Source organism: Lysobacter sp. (assembly GCA_013141175.1).
Taxonomy (GTDB): Bacteria; Pseudomonadota; Gammaproteobacteria; order Xanthomonadales; family Xanthomonadaceae; genus Lysobacter_I.
Genome location: JABFRN010000001.1, coordinates 3324092 through 3338536, shown reverse-complemented (window position 1 = coordinate 3338536; position 14445 = coordinate 3324092). Strand labels below are relative to the sequence as shown.

The window sequence follows — 14445 nt, the reverse complement described above, 5'->3', positions numbered from 1 at the left end:
GATGACCGACGCCACCAAGCTGCAAGCCGGCAAAGCGCTTCCGAAATCCACGCTCTCGCTGCCGCTGGCGCTGTCCGACGACAGCACCGCCAGGCTTTCCGGTTACGCGGGCCAATGGCTGGTGCTGTATTTCTACCCGAAGGATTCGACCCCGGGTTGCACCACCGAAGGCATCGATTTCAACGCGCTGCTGCCGAAGTTCACGAAACTCGACGCCACCGTGCTCGGCGTATCGCGCGATTCGATCAGATCGCACCAGAACTTCTGCACCAAGCAGGGCTTCGACTTCCTGCTGGTCAGCGACGGCGACGAAGCGCTGTGCAAGGCCTTCGACGTGATCCACGAAAAGAACATGTACGGCAAGAAAGTGCTGGGCATCGTGCGCAGCACCTTCCTGATCGATCCCAAGGGCAAGCTCGCCGCCGAATGGCGCGGCGTGAAAGTCCCCGGGCACGCCCAAGCCGTGCTCGACGCGCTGAAGGCTGCCCAGGCCCGGTGATCCAACGTCTTCGCAATGCCGGCCATCGCCCCGCAACGCGGGCTGCGGTGGTTTTCGGTCGCCTGAATGATCCTGTTTCGTGCCCCTTCCCTTCCGACTCCCGCAACCGGTAGCGCCCACGCATGATGACCAAAGGCAAGCGCATCTACGTCCTCGACACCAACGTGCTGATGCACGACCCGACCGCACTGTTCAAATTCGAGGAACACGATGTGTTCCTGCCGATGCAGGTGATCGAGGAACTGGACAACGCCAAGAAAGGCACCTCGGAAGCCAGCCGCAATGCGCGCCAGGTCAGCCGCTTCATCAACGAGCTGATCGAAACCCACGGCAGCGACAAGATCGCCACCGGCCTGACGCTGTCGCGGCCGAAAGGCCTGCAACTGCGCGCCGCCGACAGCATCGGCAAACTGCGCTTCCAGACCGGCAGTTTCGATTCGGCCAAGCGCTTCGGCGCGGTGATGCCGGACAACCAGATCCTCGGCGCGATCCTCGCCCTGCGCGAAGCGGAGCCCGAAGTGCCGGTGGTGTTCGTGTCCAAGGACATCAACCTGCGGATCAAGGGCGCGATCGCCGGGATTCCGTCCGAGGACTACGAAAACGACCGCGCGCTCGACGATTTCAGCCTGCTCTACACCGGCACCTCCGCGCTGCCGGAAGACTTCTGGCAGCGTTACAGCGACGGACTGAAGTCGTGGACCGAGAAGGGACGCACCTACTACAAGGTCGCGCGCATCGAAGGCGACGACTGGTACCCGAACCAGTTCGTGTACCTGCCCGGCGACGACGAAGCCGAATTCCGCGTCGCCAAAGTCGATGACGCGTTCGTCGAACTGCAGATCATCGACGACTACCGCAGCCATCAGCACGCGGTCTGGGGCATCACCGCGCGCAACCGCGAACAGAATTTCGCGATGAACGCGCTGATGGATCCGGAGATCGATTTCGTCACCCTGCTCGGCACCGCCGGCACCGGCAAGACCCTGCTCGCGCTTGCCGCAGGTCTGGCGCAGACGATGGACCAGCAGCGCTACCGCGAAATCATCATGACCCGCGCGACCGTCAGCGTCGGCGAGGACATCGGGTTCCTGCCCGGCACCGAAGAGGAGAAGATGACGCCGTGGATGGGCGCGCTGACCGACAATCTCGAAGTGCTGATGCCGAACACCCAGGACGGCGGCAGTTGGGGCCGCGCCGCGACCAACGATCTGCTGGCCTCGCGGATCAAGATCCGTTCGCTGAATTTCATGCGCGGCCGGACCTTCCTGACCCGCTGGCTGATCCTCGACGAAGCGCAGAACCTCACCCCGAAACAGATGAAGACGCTGATCACCCGAGCCGGCCCGGGCACCAAGATCATCTGCCTCGGCAACGTCGAACAGATCGATACGCCCTATCTCACCGAAACCACTTCCGGCCTTACTTATGCCGTCGATCGCTTCAAGAACTGGGCGCACAGCGCGCACATCACGCTGAAGCGCGGCGAGCGCTCGCGGTTGGCGGACTACGCGTCCGAGGTCCTGTGATCGCGACATGAGCACGCCCGGTACGCGCAACGGCATCCTCATCCGCCCATGGACGGCGAGCGATGCCGATGCTTTGTTCGACACGATATCGACATCGCTGCCCACGCTGTCGCAATGGCTGCCATGGGCGAAACCGGGCTACTCGCGCGACGACAGCGCGGCATGGATCGCGTACTGCCAGCGCATGCGCGAAGCCGAAGACGAATTCCACTTCGGTGCATTCGATACCGCGACCGGCGCGCTGCTCGGCAGCGTCGGCCTGAACCATCGCATCCGCGCTGCGCGCTCGGCGCATCTCGGTTACTGGGTGGCCGACTCTGCGCGCGGACGCGGCGTTGCCGTCGAGGCCGCGAAGCAGGCGGCACGATTCGGGTTCGACACGCTCGGCCTGCAGCGGATCGTCATCCAGGTGCTGCCGGAGAATCGCGCCAGCCTGCGGGTGGCGATCAAGCTCGGCGCGGTCTGCGAAGGCATCGCCCGCAACGGGATCCTCGTCGACGGCGACCCGCGCGAAGCGATCGTGCATTCGCTGATTCCCGCTGATCTCGACGTTCGCTGACCACCGGACGTTCGTAACGGTTCAGCCGAAATGATGTTTAAAACATCACCAATGATGTCTTATCATTGATGTTTGATATCCCATGAGTGGATAATCTCCCTGTACTCACAGGAGTCCATTCATGATCACCGCGTCCCAGATGCGTGCCGCCCGGGCCCTGCTCGGGATCGACCAGCGGCAGTTGGCGAAACTCTCGGGTGTCTCGCTGCCGACGATCCAACGCATGGAAGCCAGCGATGGCAATGTGCGCGGCGTGGTCGGCTCCCTGACCAGGATCATCAATGCCATCGAGACCGCCGGCGTCGAACTGATCGGCAATGAGCAGATCAGCCAGGCCAAGGGTCGCGGCGTCCGCCTGAAGGAGACCGACCAGTGAATCGCAGCGAATGGCGTGCGTACTTCCGCGAATTCCGGCCCAAGACCTTCAGTGCCCTGGGGCGCGGCTACGGCTCCGCCGACCTGCGCGCCGATGCGGTCGCCGGGCTGACGGTCGCGATCATCGCCCTGCCGCTGGCGATGGCGCTGGCGATCGCCAGCGGCGCCACGCCGGAAAAAGGCCTGCACACCGCGATCATCGCCGGCTTCCTGATCTCCTTCTTCGGTGGCTCGAAAGTCCAGATCGGCGGGCCGACGGCGGCGTTCATTCCGGTGGTGTTCGCGGTGATCGCGAAGTTCGGCTACGGCGGGCTGATCCTGTGCACGCTGATGGCCGGGCTGATGCTGATCGCGGCGGGGCTGCTGCGGCTCGGCACACTGATGAAATACATGCCGCAGCCGGTGGTCACCGGCTTCACCGCCGGGATCGCGGTCAGCATCTTCTCCAGCCAGATCAAGGACGCACTGGGCCTGCAGATGGGCCAGGTGCCGGCGGAATTCATTCCGCGCTGGGCCGCGTACGCGAAGCACATCGCCACCACCCAGCCTGCAGCCGTGGCGCTGACCCTGCTGGGGCTGATCGCGATTCTGGTGCTCCGGCGCTGGCGTCCGGCGTGGCCCGGATTCCTGATCGCGCTGCTGCTGTGCACGCTGGTCTGCATGGGCTTCGCGCTGCCGGCGGAAACCATCGGCACCAAGTTCGGCGGCCTGCCCTCGGCGCTGCCGAGCTTCGATTTCCCGCAGATTCCGTTCGAGCGCATGCGCGAACTGCTGCCCAGCGCGTTCACCATCGCATTCCTCGCCGGCGTGGAGTCGCTGTTGTCGGCGGTCGTCGCCGACGGCATGACCGGCGGGCGGCATCGTTCCAACATGGAGCTGGTTGCGCAGGGCCTGGCCAACACCGTGTCGGCGCTGTTCGGCGGCCTGCCGGCCACCGGCGCGATCGCACGCACCGCCACCAACATCCGTTCCGGCGGGCGCACTCCCGTCTCCGGCATGCTGCATGCCGCGTTCCTGCTGGCGTTCATGCTGTTGCTCGCACCGCTGATGCAGTACGTCCCGCTGGCCGCGCTCGCCTCGATCCTGCTGATCGTGGCCTGGAACATCAGCGAAGTGGAAGCCTTCCGCCATACGCTGTCGGCGCCGAAGGGCGACCGCCTGGTGCTGCTGCTGACCTTTTTCCTCACCGTGTTCTTCGACCTGACCATCGCGATCGAGGCCGGCGTGGTGGTCGCCGCCTTCATCTTCATGTTCCGCATGGCCGAAGCGGTCGAAGTGCAATCCGGCATGCAGATGCGCGACGACGACGAATCCGGCGCCGATCCCGACCAGCGCGCGCGGCTGCCTGCCGGCGTGGAAGCCTTCCAGATCAGCGGTCCGCTGTTCTTCGGTGCCGCCAACCGGCTGGACGATCTGCTCGACCAGTTCCGGATACCGCCCCGGGTCTTCATCCTGCGCATGCGCCTGGTGCCGGTGATCGACGCCAGCGGCATGCACGCGCTGGAAGCGCTGCTGGAGCGGTGCCAGCGGCGCGGCATCATCCTGGTCCTCTCCGGCCTGCAGCCGCAGCCCAGACGGGTGTTCGGGCAGATGCACCTGCATCCGCGCGAAGGTGCGCTGCACATCGTCCCGAATTACGACGCTGCGCTCGTCCTGGCCGGAGAGCTGATCGCCGGCACCGCCAGCCGCGATCTTGGGTCGTGATCCTTGCCGATGGATACGACACACCCGCACGCCCGTCCCGAAAGGCATCCGCCGCCGCAGGGCCTGTCGGGAATGGCAGGTGCCTGCCACCGCCGCATATGCGACTTTGACCGGATCGCATCTTCGGTCAGAATCGGCTCATGACAATTTCCTCGCCTCCCGTGTCCGCGCTCACCATCGCCGGCTCCGACTCCGGCGGCGGCGCCGGCATCCAGGCGGACCTGAAGACGTTCGCCGCGCATCGCGTGCACGGCCTGTGCGCGATCGCCGCGCTCACCGCGCAGCACACCCGGGGCGTGACGGCGGTGGAAGTGCCGCCCCCGGCGTTCCTGCGCGCCCAGATCGACGCCTGTTTCGATGATTTCGACATCGCTGCGGTCAAGATCGGGATGCTCGCCAACGCCGACATGATCCAGGCGGTGGTCAAAGCACTGGACCAGCACTGTCCGCCGCATATCGTGCTCGACCCGGTGATGGTCGCCACGTCCGGCGCGCAGCTGCTCGCCAACACCGCGATCGAAGTGTTGCGCAAGCGCCTGGTGCCGATGGCGACGGTGATCACGCCGAACCTGCATGAAGCGGAATTCCTGCTGGGCCGGTCCATTCCCGACCTCGACGCGATGCGCGACGCCTGCGATGCCTTGCTCGATCTCGGTGCGGGCGCGGTGCTGCTCAAGGGCGGCCACCTCGCCGACGGCAACGAGGTGGTCGATCTGTTTTCGGCGCGGCGCGAGGGCGGTGACCGGGTAAGGCGCGAGATCCGTCACCCGCGGCTCGACCTGGACGCCCACGGCACCGGGTGCACGCTGGCCTCGGCGATCACCGCCCAGCTCGCGCTCGGCCTGCCCCTGATCGATGCCTGCAGCGCCGCATCGGACTATGTCCATCGCGCGCTGAAGCTCGGCACCCGCCCGGGACGCAGCCGGATCCTCGTGCTCGATCACTTCGGAGCGGCCGAGCGCGCGTAGCCGCCGGCACGACGGGAGCGCGCTTCAGGTCTCGCCGTAGCCGTCCGGATTCATCGACTGCCAGCGCCAGGCATCGCGACACATCGCGTCCACGTCCAACCGCGTGCGCCAGCCCAGCAGGCGCTCGGCGCGCGACGGGTCGGCATAGACCTCGGCGACATCGCCCGTGCGGCGATCGACGATGCGATATGGAATTTCCCTGCCGCTGGCGTTCTCGAAGGCGCGCAGCAGTTCCAGCACGCTGACCCCGCGACCCGCGCCCAGGTTCAGCGGCAGATGGCCGCGCACGCCGTCGAGCTTTTCCAGCGCGTGCACATGCGCCTGCGCCAGATCCATCACATGGATGTAATCGCGCACGCCGGTGCCATCGACCGTGGGCCAGTCGCCGCCGTAGATCTGCAGCCGTTCGCGCTTGCCCGCCGCGACCTGGCAGATGTACGGCATCAGATTGTTCGGCACGCCGTTCGGGGCTTCGCCGATCAGGCCCGACGGATGCGCCCCCACCGGGTTGAAATAGCGCAGGCTGATCGCCTGGAAACCCGGATCGGCGGCACAGACATCGCCGATCAGTTGCTCCATCACCAGTTTGGTGCGGCCGTAGGGATTGGTCGACGACAGCGGCGCGTCCTCGTCGATCGGCACCGATTTCGGCTCGCCATAGACCGTGGCCGAGGAACTGAAGACCAGACGCCGCACATCGGCCGCGCGCATCGCCTTCAGCAGCGTGATCGTGCCGGAGATGTTGTTGTCGAAATAGTCCAGCGGACGTTCGCAGGATTCGCCGACCGCCTTCAGCGCGGCGAAGTGGATCACGGCATCGAAGCGCTGCCCCGCGAACAGTACCGCGAGCCCTGCGGCATCGCGCACATCCACGCGATGCGCGTCGGGCGCCTGCCCGGTCAGGCGCGCCAGTCGCTCCAGCACCGGCGGTGCGCTGTTGCTGAAGTTGTCGGCGATGACCACCCGATGCCCGCGCTCGGCCAATGCCACGCAGGTATGACTTCCGATGTAACCGGCACCGCCGCAAACCAGAACATGCATGGGAACGAGGCCCGCCAGTAAAAGTGATGTGCTGCGCAATGGGCTGCGCCGAAACGACGCGCGAAACGGCCGTGCGCGTACCGACATGGCCGCGCCCAACCGCTTTCCGCGTCAACTCCCGGATACCTGCGCGTGCCCGAGGGCAAGCCACCACAGGGACGCCGGGGACAGCACCGAAGACTAGCAGAGCAAGTCGTGCGACGTCCCATCGTGTCTGCGCCGGTGGCGTCGTCGATATGGCTGGTAAACTTCACTCCGCACATTCTTGATGGAATTCCGCACGATGCAGGCCGCGCTCCCCGCCCAAGACGACATCCGTATCGCCATCCTCGGTCTGGGCTATGTCGGCCTGCCGCTGGCCGCCGCCTTCGGCAAACGCTATCCGGTGGTCGGTTTCGATATCGATGCGAAACGCGTCGCCGAACTCGGTCAGGGCCACGACCACACCCTCGAAGTGTCCGGGGACGAACTGCGCGCTTCCGACAAACTGCGCTTCAGCTGCGATGCGGCGGATCTGGTCGGTTGCAATGTCTTCATCGTCACCGTGCCCACGCCGATCGACGAATACAAGCGCCCCGACCTGCGTCCGCTCGAATCCGCCAGCCGCACCGTCGGCCGCGCGATCCGCCCGGGCGGCATCGCGATCTACGAATCCACCGTCTATCCCGGCGCGACCGAAGAAGTCTGCGTGCCGATCGTCGAGCGCGAATCGGGGTTGACGTTCAATCGGGACTTCTACGCCGGCTACAGCCCGGAGCGCATCAATCCGGGCGACAAGCAGCATCGGCTGGAAACCATCATGAAGGTCACCTCCGGCTCGACGCCGGAAGCCGCCGATGTGGTCGATGCGCTGTACGCCAGCATCATCCACGCCGGCACCCACAAGACCTCCAGCATCCGCGTCGCCGAATCGGCCAAGGTCATCGAGAACATCCAGCGCGACGTGAACATCGCGCTGATCAACGAACTGGCGCTGATCTTCCACCGCCTCGGCATCGACACCCACGAGGTGCTGGCCGCATCCGGCACGAAGTGGAACTTCCTGCCGTTCAAGCCCGGTCTGGTCGGCGGCCACTGCATCGGCGTCGATCCGTATTACCTCACCCACAAGGCGCAGCAGATCGGCTATCACCCCGACGTGATCCTCGCCGGTCGCCGCATCAACGACGGCATGGGCCAGCACGTCGCGCAGTGCACGATCAAGGCGATGACCCAGCGCGGCTTGCCCATCGCCAACGCGAAGATCCTGGTGCTGGGCCTGGCGTTCAAGGAAAACTGCCCCGACCTGCGCAACACCCGCGTGGTCGACATCCTCGCCGAACTGGGCAATTACCACGCGCAGGTCGATGTGCACGATCCTTGGGTCGATGCCGCGCTTGCGCACGAGGAATACGGCATCACCATGACCGCGCAACCGCAGGCCGGCGCCTACGACGCGGTGATCCTCGCGGTCTCGCATCGCGAATTCGCCGAACTCGGCGTCGAAGGCATCCGCCGGTTCGGCAAGCCGGGCAGCGTGCTGTTCGACGTGAAGGCGGTCCTGCCGCGCGATGCGGTCGACGGCCGGCTGTAACCACGAAAAAGCGCTTCAGCGGCACCACGGCATCCGAATCAAGCGAGCGTCGCCCCGCGAAGGCGGGGGTCCGGCGTCTTGATCGATCGACACGCATGAAGGCACTGGATTCCCGCCTTCGCGGGAATGACAATCGAACCAGCAGCCTCGGCTCAACAGGCATACGACCATGCGCATCCTCGTCACCGGCGCCGCCGGCTTCATCGGCTCCACCCTCAGCCACCGCCTGCTCGCACGCGGCGACGAGGTGTTGGGCTATGACAACCTCAACGATTACTACGATCCCGCGCTGAAGGACGCGCGCCTTGCGCTGCTCACGCCGAAGCCGGGCTTCTCGTTCGTCAAGGGCTCGCTGGAAGACCGCGCGACGCTGGAAGCGGCATTCGACAGCTTCAAGCCGGACCGCGTGGTCAACCTCGCCGCGCAGGCCGGCGTGCGCTACTCGCTGGAAAATCCGCACGCCTACATCGACAGCAATATCGTCGGCTTCCTCAACGTTCTCGAAGCCTGCCGGCATCGCAACATCGAGCATCTGGTCTACGCGTCGTCCAGTTCGGTGTACGGCTCGAACCGCAAACTGCCGTTCGCGGTGGAAGACAGCGTCGATCACCCGGTCAGCCTGTACGCCGCCAGCAAGAAAGCCAACGAACTGATGGCGCATACCTACAGCCATCTGTTCAACCTGCCGACCACCGGCCTGCGTTTCTTCACGGTCTACGGCCCGTGGGGCCGCCCGGACATGGCGCTGTTCCTGTTCACGCGCAAAATCCTCGCCGGCGAGCCCATCGACGTGTTCAACCACGGCAAGCACAGCCGCGACTTCACCTACATCGACGACATCGTCGACGGCGTGATCCGCAGCCTCGACCGCGTGCCCGGCCCCGATCCGCTGCACGACCCGCTGAACCCGAGCCCCGCCACATCGTCCGCGCCCTATCGCGTCTACAACATCGGCAACAACAGTCCGGTCGAACTGCTGCGTTACATCGAAGTGCTGGAAGACTGCCTGGGCCGCAAGGCCGAGAAGAACCTGCTGCCGCTGCAGCCCGGCGACGTGCCCGACACGTATGCCGATGTCAGTGCGCTGGCGCGGGATACCGGGTATGCGCCGACGACGTCGGTGGACGTGGGAGTCAAGAAATTCGTGGAGTGGTATCGCACGTTCTACCGCGTGTGACTGCGTCGACGCGATGGCGTGCGCGCGCATCTCGACGATGAACGCGCAAGGCACGGCGTTCTGTTCGCACGGGGCCACATGCCCCATGCCGAAGACCGAACGTTCGCAAAGAAAACGCTTCAACGCTCAGGCAGCGGAATGAATTCGGTTTCGCCCGGAATTTGACCGAAGCGCCCGGCACGCCAGTCTTCCTTGGCCTGTTCGATCCGCTCTTTCGACGACGATACGAAGTTCCACCAGAGATGGCGCGGGCCGTCGAGCGGCTCGCCGCCGAGCAGCATGGCTTTGAGCGCTGTCTTCGCGCGCAGGCGGTGGCGGACGCCGTCGTCGAGGACGATGAGATGCATCGCCGGCATGTCCGCGCCATCGAGCTGCGCTTCGCCTTCGAGCACGTAGAGCGCGCGTTCGCGGTGGCGGGCATCGAGGTCGGTTTCGGCGCCGGCATCGAGATCGATGGCGACGTACAGGGTGTCGGCGAACACGCGCACCGGTGATTCCTCGCCATAGGCGCGGCCGGCGACGATGCGCAGTCGCGCGCCGGGACGTTCGATCTGCGGCAGCGTGGCGGCGGCGTGATGATGGAAGGCCGGTGCGGCGTCTTCATCGGCTTTCGGCAGCGCCACCCAGGTCTGCATGCCATGCAGCGGATGCCCGTCTTCGCGCAGCGCCGCCGGGGTGCGCTCGGAATGGGCGATGCCGCGACCGGCGGTCATCCAGTTCACGTCGCCGGGGCCGATCTCCCGGGTCGTGCCCAGGGTGTCGCGATGGTGGAGGGCGCCGGACCAGAGGAAGGTGACCGTGGCCAGCCCGATATGCGGATGCGGGCGCACGTCGATGCCCTGCCCCGGCGCGAACACGGCGGGGCCCATGTGGTCGACGAATACGAACGGGCCGACGCTGCGCGCCTGGATGGACGGCACGGCGCGGCGGACTTCGAAGCCGCCGATGTCGTGGACCCGGGGTGCGACGACAGTGGTCATGGCGCTCTCCAGCGATACGGGCAGCGCAGGGTCGCACGTGCAGCGCGGGACGACGACCGCATGCCGGCAACGATGCGTGTCGGGCGAGCGCCTATAATCCGGCCGAATCCCCACCGGCACGGCCATGACCTCTCCCGTCTCCGAATTGATCGATCTGCTGTCGCTGGAGCGGCTGGAAAACAATCTGTTCCGCGGCCAGAGCCGCGACATCGGCACCAAGTACGTGTTCGGCGGCCAGGTGCTGGGGCAGGCGCTGTCGGCGGCGCAGGCGACGCTGGATTCGGCCGATGCCGACAAGGGCCCGCGCGCGGCGCATTCGCTGCATGCGTATTTCCTGCGCGCGGGCGATATCGAACATCCGATCGTGTACGACGTGGACCGCACCCGCGATGGCGGCAGCTTCTCGGTGCGCCGGGTCACCGCGATCCAGCACGGGCAGCCGATCTTCGTGTGCGCGGCGTCGTTCCAGATCGTCGAGCCCGGCCCCGAGCATCAGATCTCGATGCCGGAAGTGCCCAAACCCGAGGACATCGCGCCCACGCCGCCGCTGTCGGCGGAAGCGCTGGCCAAACTGCCGAGCAAGGTGCAGCGCTGGCTGAACCGGATGGGGCCATTCGAGTTCCGTCCGATCTATCCGCGCGACGAACTGAACCCGCCGAAGCGTCCGCCGTTCCAGCAGGTGTGGTTCAAGCTCAGCGAAACGGTGGGCGACGCGCCGGAGCTGCATCGCGCCCTGCTCGCCTATGCGTCGGATTTCCATCTGCTGGGCACCACGACTTTTCCGCACGGCATCAGCTATTACCAGCCGAACGTGCAGATGGCGTCGCTCGATCATGCGCTGTGGTTCCACCGCTCGTTCCGCGCGGACGATTGGCTGCTGTATTCGATCGACAGCCCCAGCGCACAGGGCGCGCGCGGGCTGGCGCGGGGACAGATCTTCGACCGCACGGGCCGATTGGTGGCCAGCACCACCCAGGAAGGCATGATCCGCGTGCTGGATGCCGCGCCGGTCGCCAAACCATCGGGGGGCTGATCGATGCGTCGAATCTTCACCAGCCCGCGCCTGGAAAACGTCGAGCGCGTCGCCGCGTTGTTGAAGGAGCACGGCGTGGAAGCGCGCATCACCAACGGCCGCTCCTACAAGGGCAACCGCCGCGGCAATTTCAGCTATCGCGACGACACCCGCACCGACCCGCAGCCGGCGGTGTGGATCGTGCGGCCGGACGACCAGCCGAAGGCGCGCGCGTTGATGCGCGAGGCCGGGCTGCTCGATTCCGGGCGCTCGCCGACCAGTTTCCTTGCAACGGAGGCCCTGCTGCATCCCGGCGATACCGACAGCGGCAACGCCTCGAAGCGGCGGATGCTGTTGATCAAGTCGGCGCTGCTGGTCGGGATCATCGTCGCGGTCGGCGCCGGGCTGTTCGCCTGGCGCAAGCCTGCATTGCCAACGGCGACAGCGCCTGCGGTTACGCCCCCGATCCCGGTGATCGAAGAAGCGATAACGCCCGAACGCCCCACGGTCGGGACGAACGCGGAAGTGATCTATCGGGCGGATGTGCCGAGCGCGCTGGCGGCGATGCTGATCGCAGCGGAACTGCGCGCGCACGACACCGCCGACGTCTGTCTGGCCGTGGACGGCGCTGCACCGTCGAAACCGATCATCGCTGCGTTGCAGGCAACCGACATTGCGCGCATCCGCCCGCAATCCGCGTGTACGGCCGCAGCGGAAGACAGGAACGTGGTGTCGGTGGATGTGCGCGAATACCTCACCGATGGTTCCGGACGCGGCACGGTGAAGGTCGGGATCGCCGATCGCGACAAGGGCGGCAAACCCCGGGTCGAAACCCGGACCCTCGAAGTCCAACGCGATGGGCTGGAATGGGAAGTGAAGCGCGCCGTGCTGTAGTGGGACCGTAGCAGGGGCCTTTCGATCACCGCTGACGGACACACGAGGTGGTCGTGTGTCCGCAGGGGAATTGCATCAGTTCTGCGGACGTTGGCCGCCACGTTCGCCGCGATGCGCCTTGTGGTGGGCCTGCATCTCTTCGCGGCTCAGCATGCCGTCCTTGTCGGCATCGATCGCGCCGAAGTTCTGCAGCATGCGGTCCTTCCCGGCAAGCTCCGCGCGGCTGAAACGGCCGTCCTTGTCGGTGTCGAGTTGCTGCATGTGCTGGCGCATGCCGTCACGTCCACCCTTGCCGCCGTGCTGCGGACGTTCTTCGGCGGTGATGCGGCCGTCCTTGTTGGCGTCGAGCGTGTCGAAGTGTTGGGCCATCCGCGGGTTGGCCGCCGCTTCGCTGCGATCGATGACGCCGTCGCCGTTGGTGTCGACCTTGGGCATCTGGCCACCGCGACCGCCGGATCCACCGCCTTTGCCGTCGCGCATGCCGCGCTGCGGGCGTTCGTCGGCGGTGATGCGGCCGTCCTTGTTGGTGTCGAGTTTGTCGAACTGCCCGGCGAATTTCGGCGCCTTGGCCGCTTCGCTGCGATCGATGACGCCGTCGCCGTTGGCGTCGATCTTCGCGTGGCGGGCGGGTTTGCCGGCGGCGGGCTGGGTGGTCTGCGCGAAGGTCAAGGTGGCGGCGCCGGCGATGGCGAGGCCGAGCGCGAGTCTGGCGATGGATTTCATGGAATGTCCTCGTGGTTTGGGCCGGGCCGGAGGCCCTGCATGGCCTGTCAACGTGCGGGTGCGGGCGCCGTTGACCGAGCCGGTCACATTCCCCACCGGACGCCGTCCTGATGTTGTCTTCGTTAATGTACCGGCTAACCTTCGCCCATGAGCACCGCCCTGACCATCGATGCCCTGATCCAGTTGGAGCTGCCCGCCGCCCGCAATGGCGACCAGGGCGCCTACGGCCGGATCGTCGCCGCCTGCCAGAACACCGTCACCGCCGTGGCGCTGGCGATCACCCGCGACGTGGCGACCAGCGAGGACATCGCCCAGGAGGCGTTCCTCAATGCTTGGCAGCATCTGGAACGCCTGCACAGCCCGGACAGCTTCCTGCCCTGGCTGCGCCAGATCACCCGCAATCTCGCCCGCGACCATCTGCGCGCGCACCGCAACCAGCCACTGGACGGACCCAGCGCCGAGTTGATCATGGCGATGGCCGCCGACCCCGGCCCGCAGCCGATGCAGCAGGCGCTGGAGGACGAGCGCGAAAACGCCGCGTTCGAGCTGATCTCGTCGTTGCCCGACGACAGCCGCGAAGCGTTGCTGCTGTTCTATCGCGAAGGCCAGAGTTCGCAGCAGGTCGCCGCACTGCTGGGCATCAGCGATGCCGCTGCGCGCAAGCGCCTTTCACGCGCACGACAACTGGTGCGCGACGACATCCTCAAGCGCTTCGGCGATTTCGCCAGCAGTTCGGCGCCATCGGCGGCATTCACCGCCGCAGTCATCACGACGTTGGGCATGGTCGCCAAACCGGCCGCAGCGGCGGGTGCGACCGCCATCGGTACCGCCAGCATCGGCGGCGGCATCGCGAGCAAGGGACTGGCCGTCATCCTCGGCATGGGCAGCCTGATCGGCATGTCGATGGTCGGCGGTGCGATCGCCGCGCAGATGACCCGGAAATATCTTCTGGTGTTCGCCGATACGCTGGAAGAGCGCGATGCGATCCTGCGCAGCTACCAGCTGTATTTCTACGTCACGATGAGCCTGATGCTGGTCGCATTCCTCGTGGCCTGGTGGGTGCCGAGCTTCGGCTGGGCGATGACCGCGACGCTGGCGACCGAATTCGCCTCGCTGTGGACGCTGCTGCGGATCCATCGGGTCCTGCAGCCGATGATCGCGCGCGACGCCATCCGCGACCCGGTCGGCGCGGCATGCCGGTACCGTGCTTACGACTACAGTTATGGACCCACCGCCATCGTGATCACCGGCGTGCTGTATGTCGGTTCGATGGCGATCTTCTATCTGGGTGTGCATTACAGCGTCGACGCCGTGATCGGAACGATCCGGATGCTGGCGGAGCAGCGGCCCAGTTGAACGCCGTCGCACCGATCGATGCATGTGGCCGCCGCACGTGCCGGCGGCGAAGATGCGC

The 14445-nt window shown here is 66.1% G+C and carries 14 protein-coding genes; 11 read left to right on the top strand and 3 right to left on the bottom strand.

All coding sequences use genetic code 11. The features are described 5' to 3' along the window. Nucleotide 1 precedes the first annotated feature (1 nt). From HOP03_14685 to thiD, 6 genes are all read left to right on the top strand, one after another. Nucleotides 2-499 carry a peroxiredoxin gene (locus HOP03_14685; GenBank protein NOT89409.1) on the top strand — a complete coding sequence of 166 codons (498 nt, stop codon included), beginning with the start codon at nt 2-4 and terminating at the stop codon, nt 497-499. Nucleotides 500-624: 125 nt separating this feature from the next. Further along, nucleotides 625-2025 (top strand): PhoH family protein, encoded by a 1401-nt coding sequence (locus tag HOP03_14680; protein NOT89408.1) that lies wholly within the window; start codon nt 625-627, stop codon nt 2023-2025. 7 nt (nt 2026-2032) lie between these two features. Continuing rightward, nucleotides 2033-2584 carry a GNAT family N-acetyltransferase gene (locus HOP03_14675; GenBank protein NOT89407.1) on the top strand — a complete coding sequence of 184 codons (552 nt, stop codon included), beginning with the start codon at nt 2033-2035 and terminating at the stop codon, nt 2582-2584. Between the two features lie 121 nt (nt 2585-2705). Further along, on the top strand, nt 2706-2960 hold the full coding sequence (locus HOP03_14670) for a helix-turn-helix domain-containing protein (protein NOT89406.1): 255 nt from the start codon (nt 2706-2708) through the stop codon (nt 2958-2960). After that, complete coding sequence (locus tag HOP03_14665; protein NOT89405.1) at nt 2957-4663, top strand: STAS domain-containing protein; 1707 nt, start codon at nt 2957-2959, stop codon at nt 4661-4663. Before HOP03_14670 ends, HOP03_14665 begins: the two co-directional genes overlap by 4 nt. A 140-nt stretch (nt 4664-4803) precedes the next feature. Beyond that, on the top strand, nt 4804-5631 hold the full coding sequence (gene thiD / locus HOP03_14660) for a bifunctional hydroxymethylpyrimidine kinase/phosphomethylpyrimidine kinase (GenBank protein NOT89404.1): 828 nt from the start codon (nt 4804-4806) through the stop codon (nt 5629-5631). A gap of 24 nt (nt 5632-5655) precedes the next feature. On the opposite strand, the gene galE is transcribed toward thiD, so the two are convergent. Continuing rightward, complete coding sequence (gene galE / locus HOP03_14655) at nt 5656-6672, bottom strand: UDP-glucose 4-epimerase GalE (protein ID NOT89403.1); 1017 nt, start codon at nt 6670-6672, stop codon at nt 5656-5658. A gap of 283 nt (nt 6673-6955) precedes the next feature. Here galE and HOP03_14650 point away from each other — a divergent pair, with 283 nt between their 5' ends. Together HOP03_14650 and HOP03_14645 are read left to right on the top strand one after the other, a co-directional pair. Beyond that, nucleotides 6956-8245, top strand: a complete 1290-nt coding sequence (locus HOP03_14650; GenBank protein NOT89402.1) for a nucleotide sugar dehydrogenase — start codon at nt 6956-6958, stop codon at nt 8243-8245. Between the two features lie 169 nt (nt 8246-8414). Continuing rightward, nucleotides 8415-9422 carry an NAD-dependent epimerase gene (locus HOP03_14645; GenBank protein ID NOT89401.1) on the top strand — a complete coding sequence of 336 codons (1008 nt, stop codon included), beginning with the start codon at nt 8415-8417 and terminating at the stop codon, nt 9420-9422. 119 nt (nt 9423-9541) lie between these two features. On the opposite strand, the gene HOP03_14640 is transcribed toward HOP03_14645, so the two are convergent. Beyond that, entirely contained in the window at nt 9542-10402 is an 861-nt protein-coding gene (locus tag HOP03_14640) for a pirin family protein (GenBank protein ID NOT89400.1), read from the bottom strand. A 124-nt stretch (nt 10403-10526) separates the two neighbouring features. On the opposite strand from HOP03_14640, the gene HOP03_14635 reads away from it, so the two are divergent. Both HOP03_14635 and HOP03_14630 read left to right on the top strand, forming a co-directional pair. After that, nucleotides 10527-11435, top strand: a complete 909-nt coding sequence (locus HOP03_14635) for an acyl-CoA thioesterase II (protein NOT89399.1) — start codon at nt 10527-10529, stop codon at nt 11433-11435. A 3-nt stretch (nt 11436-11438) separates the two neighbouring features. Beyond that, entirely contained in the window at nt 11439-12308 is an 870-nt protein-coding gene (locus HOP03_14630; protein ID NOT89398.1) for a hypothetical protein, read from the top strand. 75 nt (nt 12309-12383) lie between these two features. On the opposite strand, the gene HOP03_14625 is transcribed toward HOP03_14630, so the two are convergent. Further along, nucleotides 12384-13031, bottom strand: a complete 648-nt coding sequence (locus HOP03_14625) for a hypothetical protein (GenBank protein ID NOT89397.1) — start codon at nt 13029-13031, stop codon at nt 12384-12386. Between the two features lie 147 nt (nt 13032-13178). Here HOP03_14625 and HOP03_14620 point away from each other — a divergent pair, with 147 nt between their 5' ends. After that, nucleotides 13179-14387 (top strand): sigma-70 family RNA polymerase sigma factor, encoded by a 1209-nt coding sequence (locus HOP03_14620; GenBank protein NOT89396.1) that lies wholly within the window; start codon nt 13179-13181, stop codon nt 14385-14387. Nucleotides 14388-14445 lie beyond the last annotated feature (58 nt).

What these genes read in the sequence shown, in the direction of transcription:
- HOP03_14670 (NOT89406.1), top strand. Translation starts at nt 2,706, where the DNA reads ATGATCACCGCGTCCCAGATGCGTGCCGCCCGGGCCCTGCTCGGGATC.
- HOP03_14645 (NOT89401.1), top strand. Translation starts at nt 8,415, where the DNA reads ATGCGCATCCTCGTCACCGGCGCCGCCGGCTTCATCGGCTCCACCCTC.
- HOP03_14630 (NOT89398.1), top strand. Translation starts at nt 11,439, where the DNA reads ATGCGTCGAATCTTCACCAGCCCGCGCCTGGAAAACGTCGAGCGCGTC.
- HOP03_14625 (NOT89397.1), bottom strand. Translation starts at nt 13,031, where the DNA reads ATGAAATCCATCGCCAGACTCGCGCTCGGCCTCGCCATCGCCGGCGCC.
- HOP03_14675 (NOT89407.1), top strand. Translation starts at nt 2,033, where the DNA reads ATGAGCACGCCCGGTACGCGCAACGGCATCCTCATCCGCCCATGGACG.
- HOP03_14680 (NOT89408.1), top strand. Translation starts at nt 625, where the DNA reads ATGACCAAAGGCAAGCGCATCTACGTCCTCGACACCAACGTGCTGATG.
- HOP03_14650 (NOT89402.1), top strand. Translation starts at nt 6,956, where the DNA reads ATGCAGGCCGCGCTCCCCGCCCAAGACGACATCCGTATCGCCATCCTC.
- HOP03_14635 (NOT89399.1), top strand. Translation starts at nt 10,527, where the DNA reads ATGACCTCTCCCGTCTCCGAATTGATCGATCTGCTGTCGCTGGAGCGG.
- galE (NOT89403.1), bottom strand. Translation starts at nt 6,672, where the DNA reads ATGCATGTTCTGGTTTGCGGCGGTGCCGGTTACATCGGAAGTCATACC.
- HOP03_14620 (NOT89396.1), top strand. Translation starts at nt 13,179, where the DNA reads ATGAGCACCGCCCTGACCATCGATGCCCTGATCCAGTTGGAGCTGCCC.
- HOP03_14685 (NOT89409.1), top strand. Translation starts at nt 2, where the DNA reads ATGACCGACGCCACCAAGCTGCAAGCCGGCAAAGCGCTTCCGAAATCC.
- HOP03_14640 (NOT89400.1), bottom strand. Translation starts at nt 10,402, where the DNA reads ATGACCACTGTCGTCGCACCCCGGGTCCACGACATCGGCGGCTTCGAA.
- thiD (NOT89404.1), top strand. Translation starts at nt 4,804, where the DNA reads ATGACAATTTCCTCGCCTCCCGTGTCCGCGCTCACCATCGCCGGCTCC.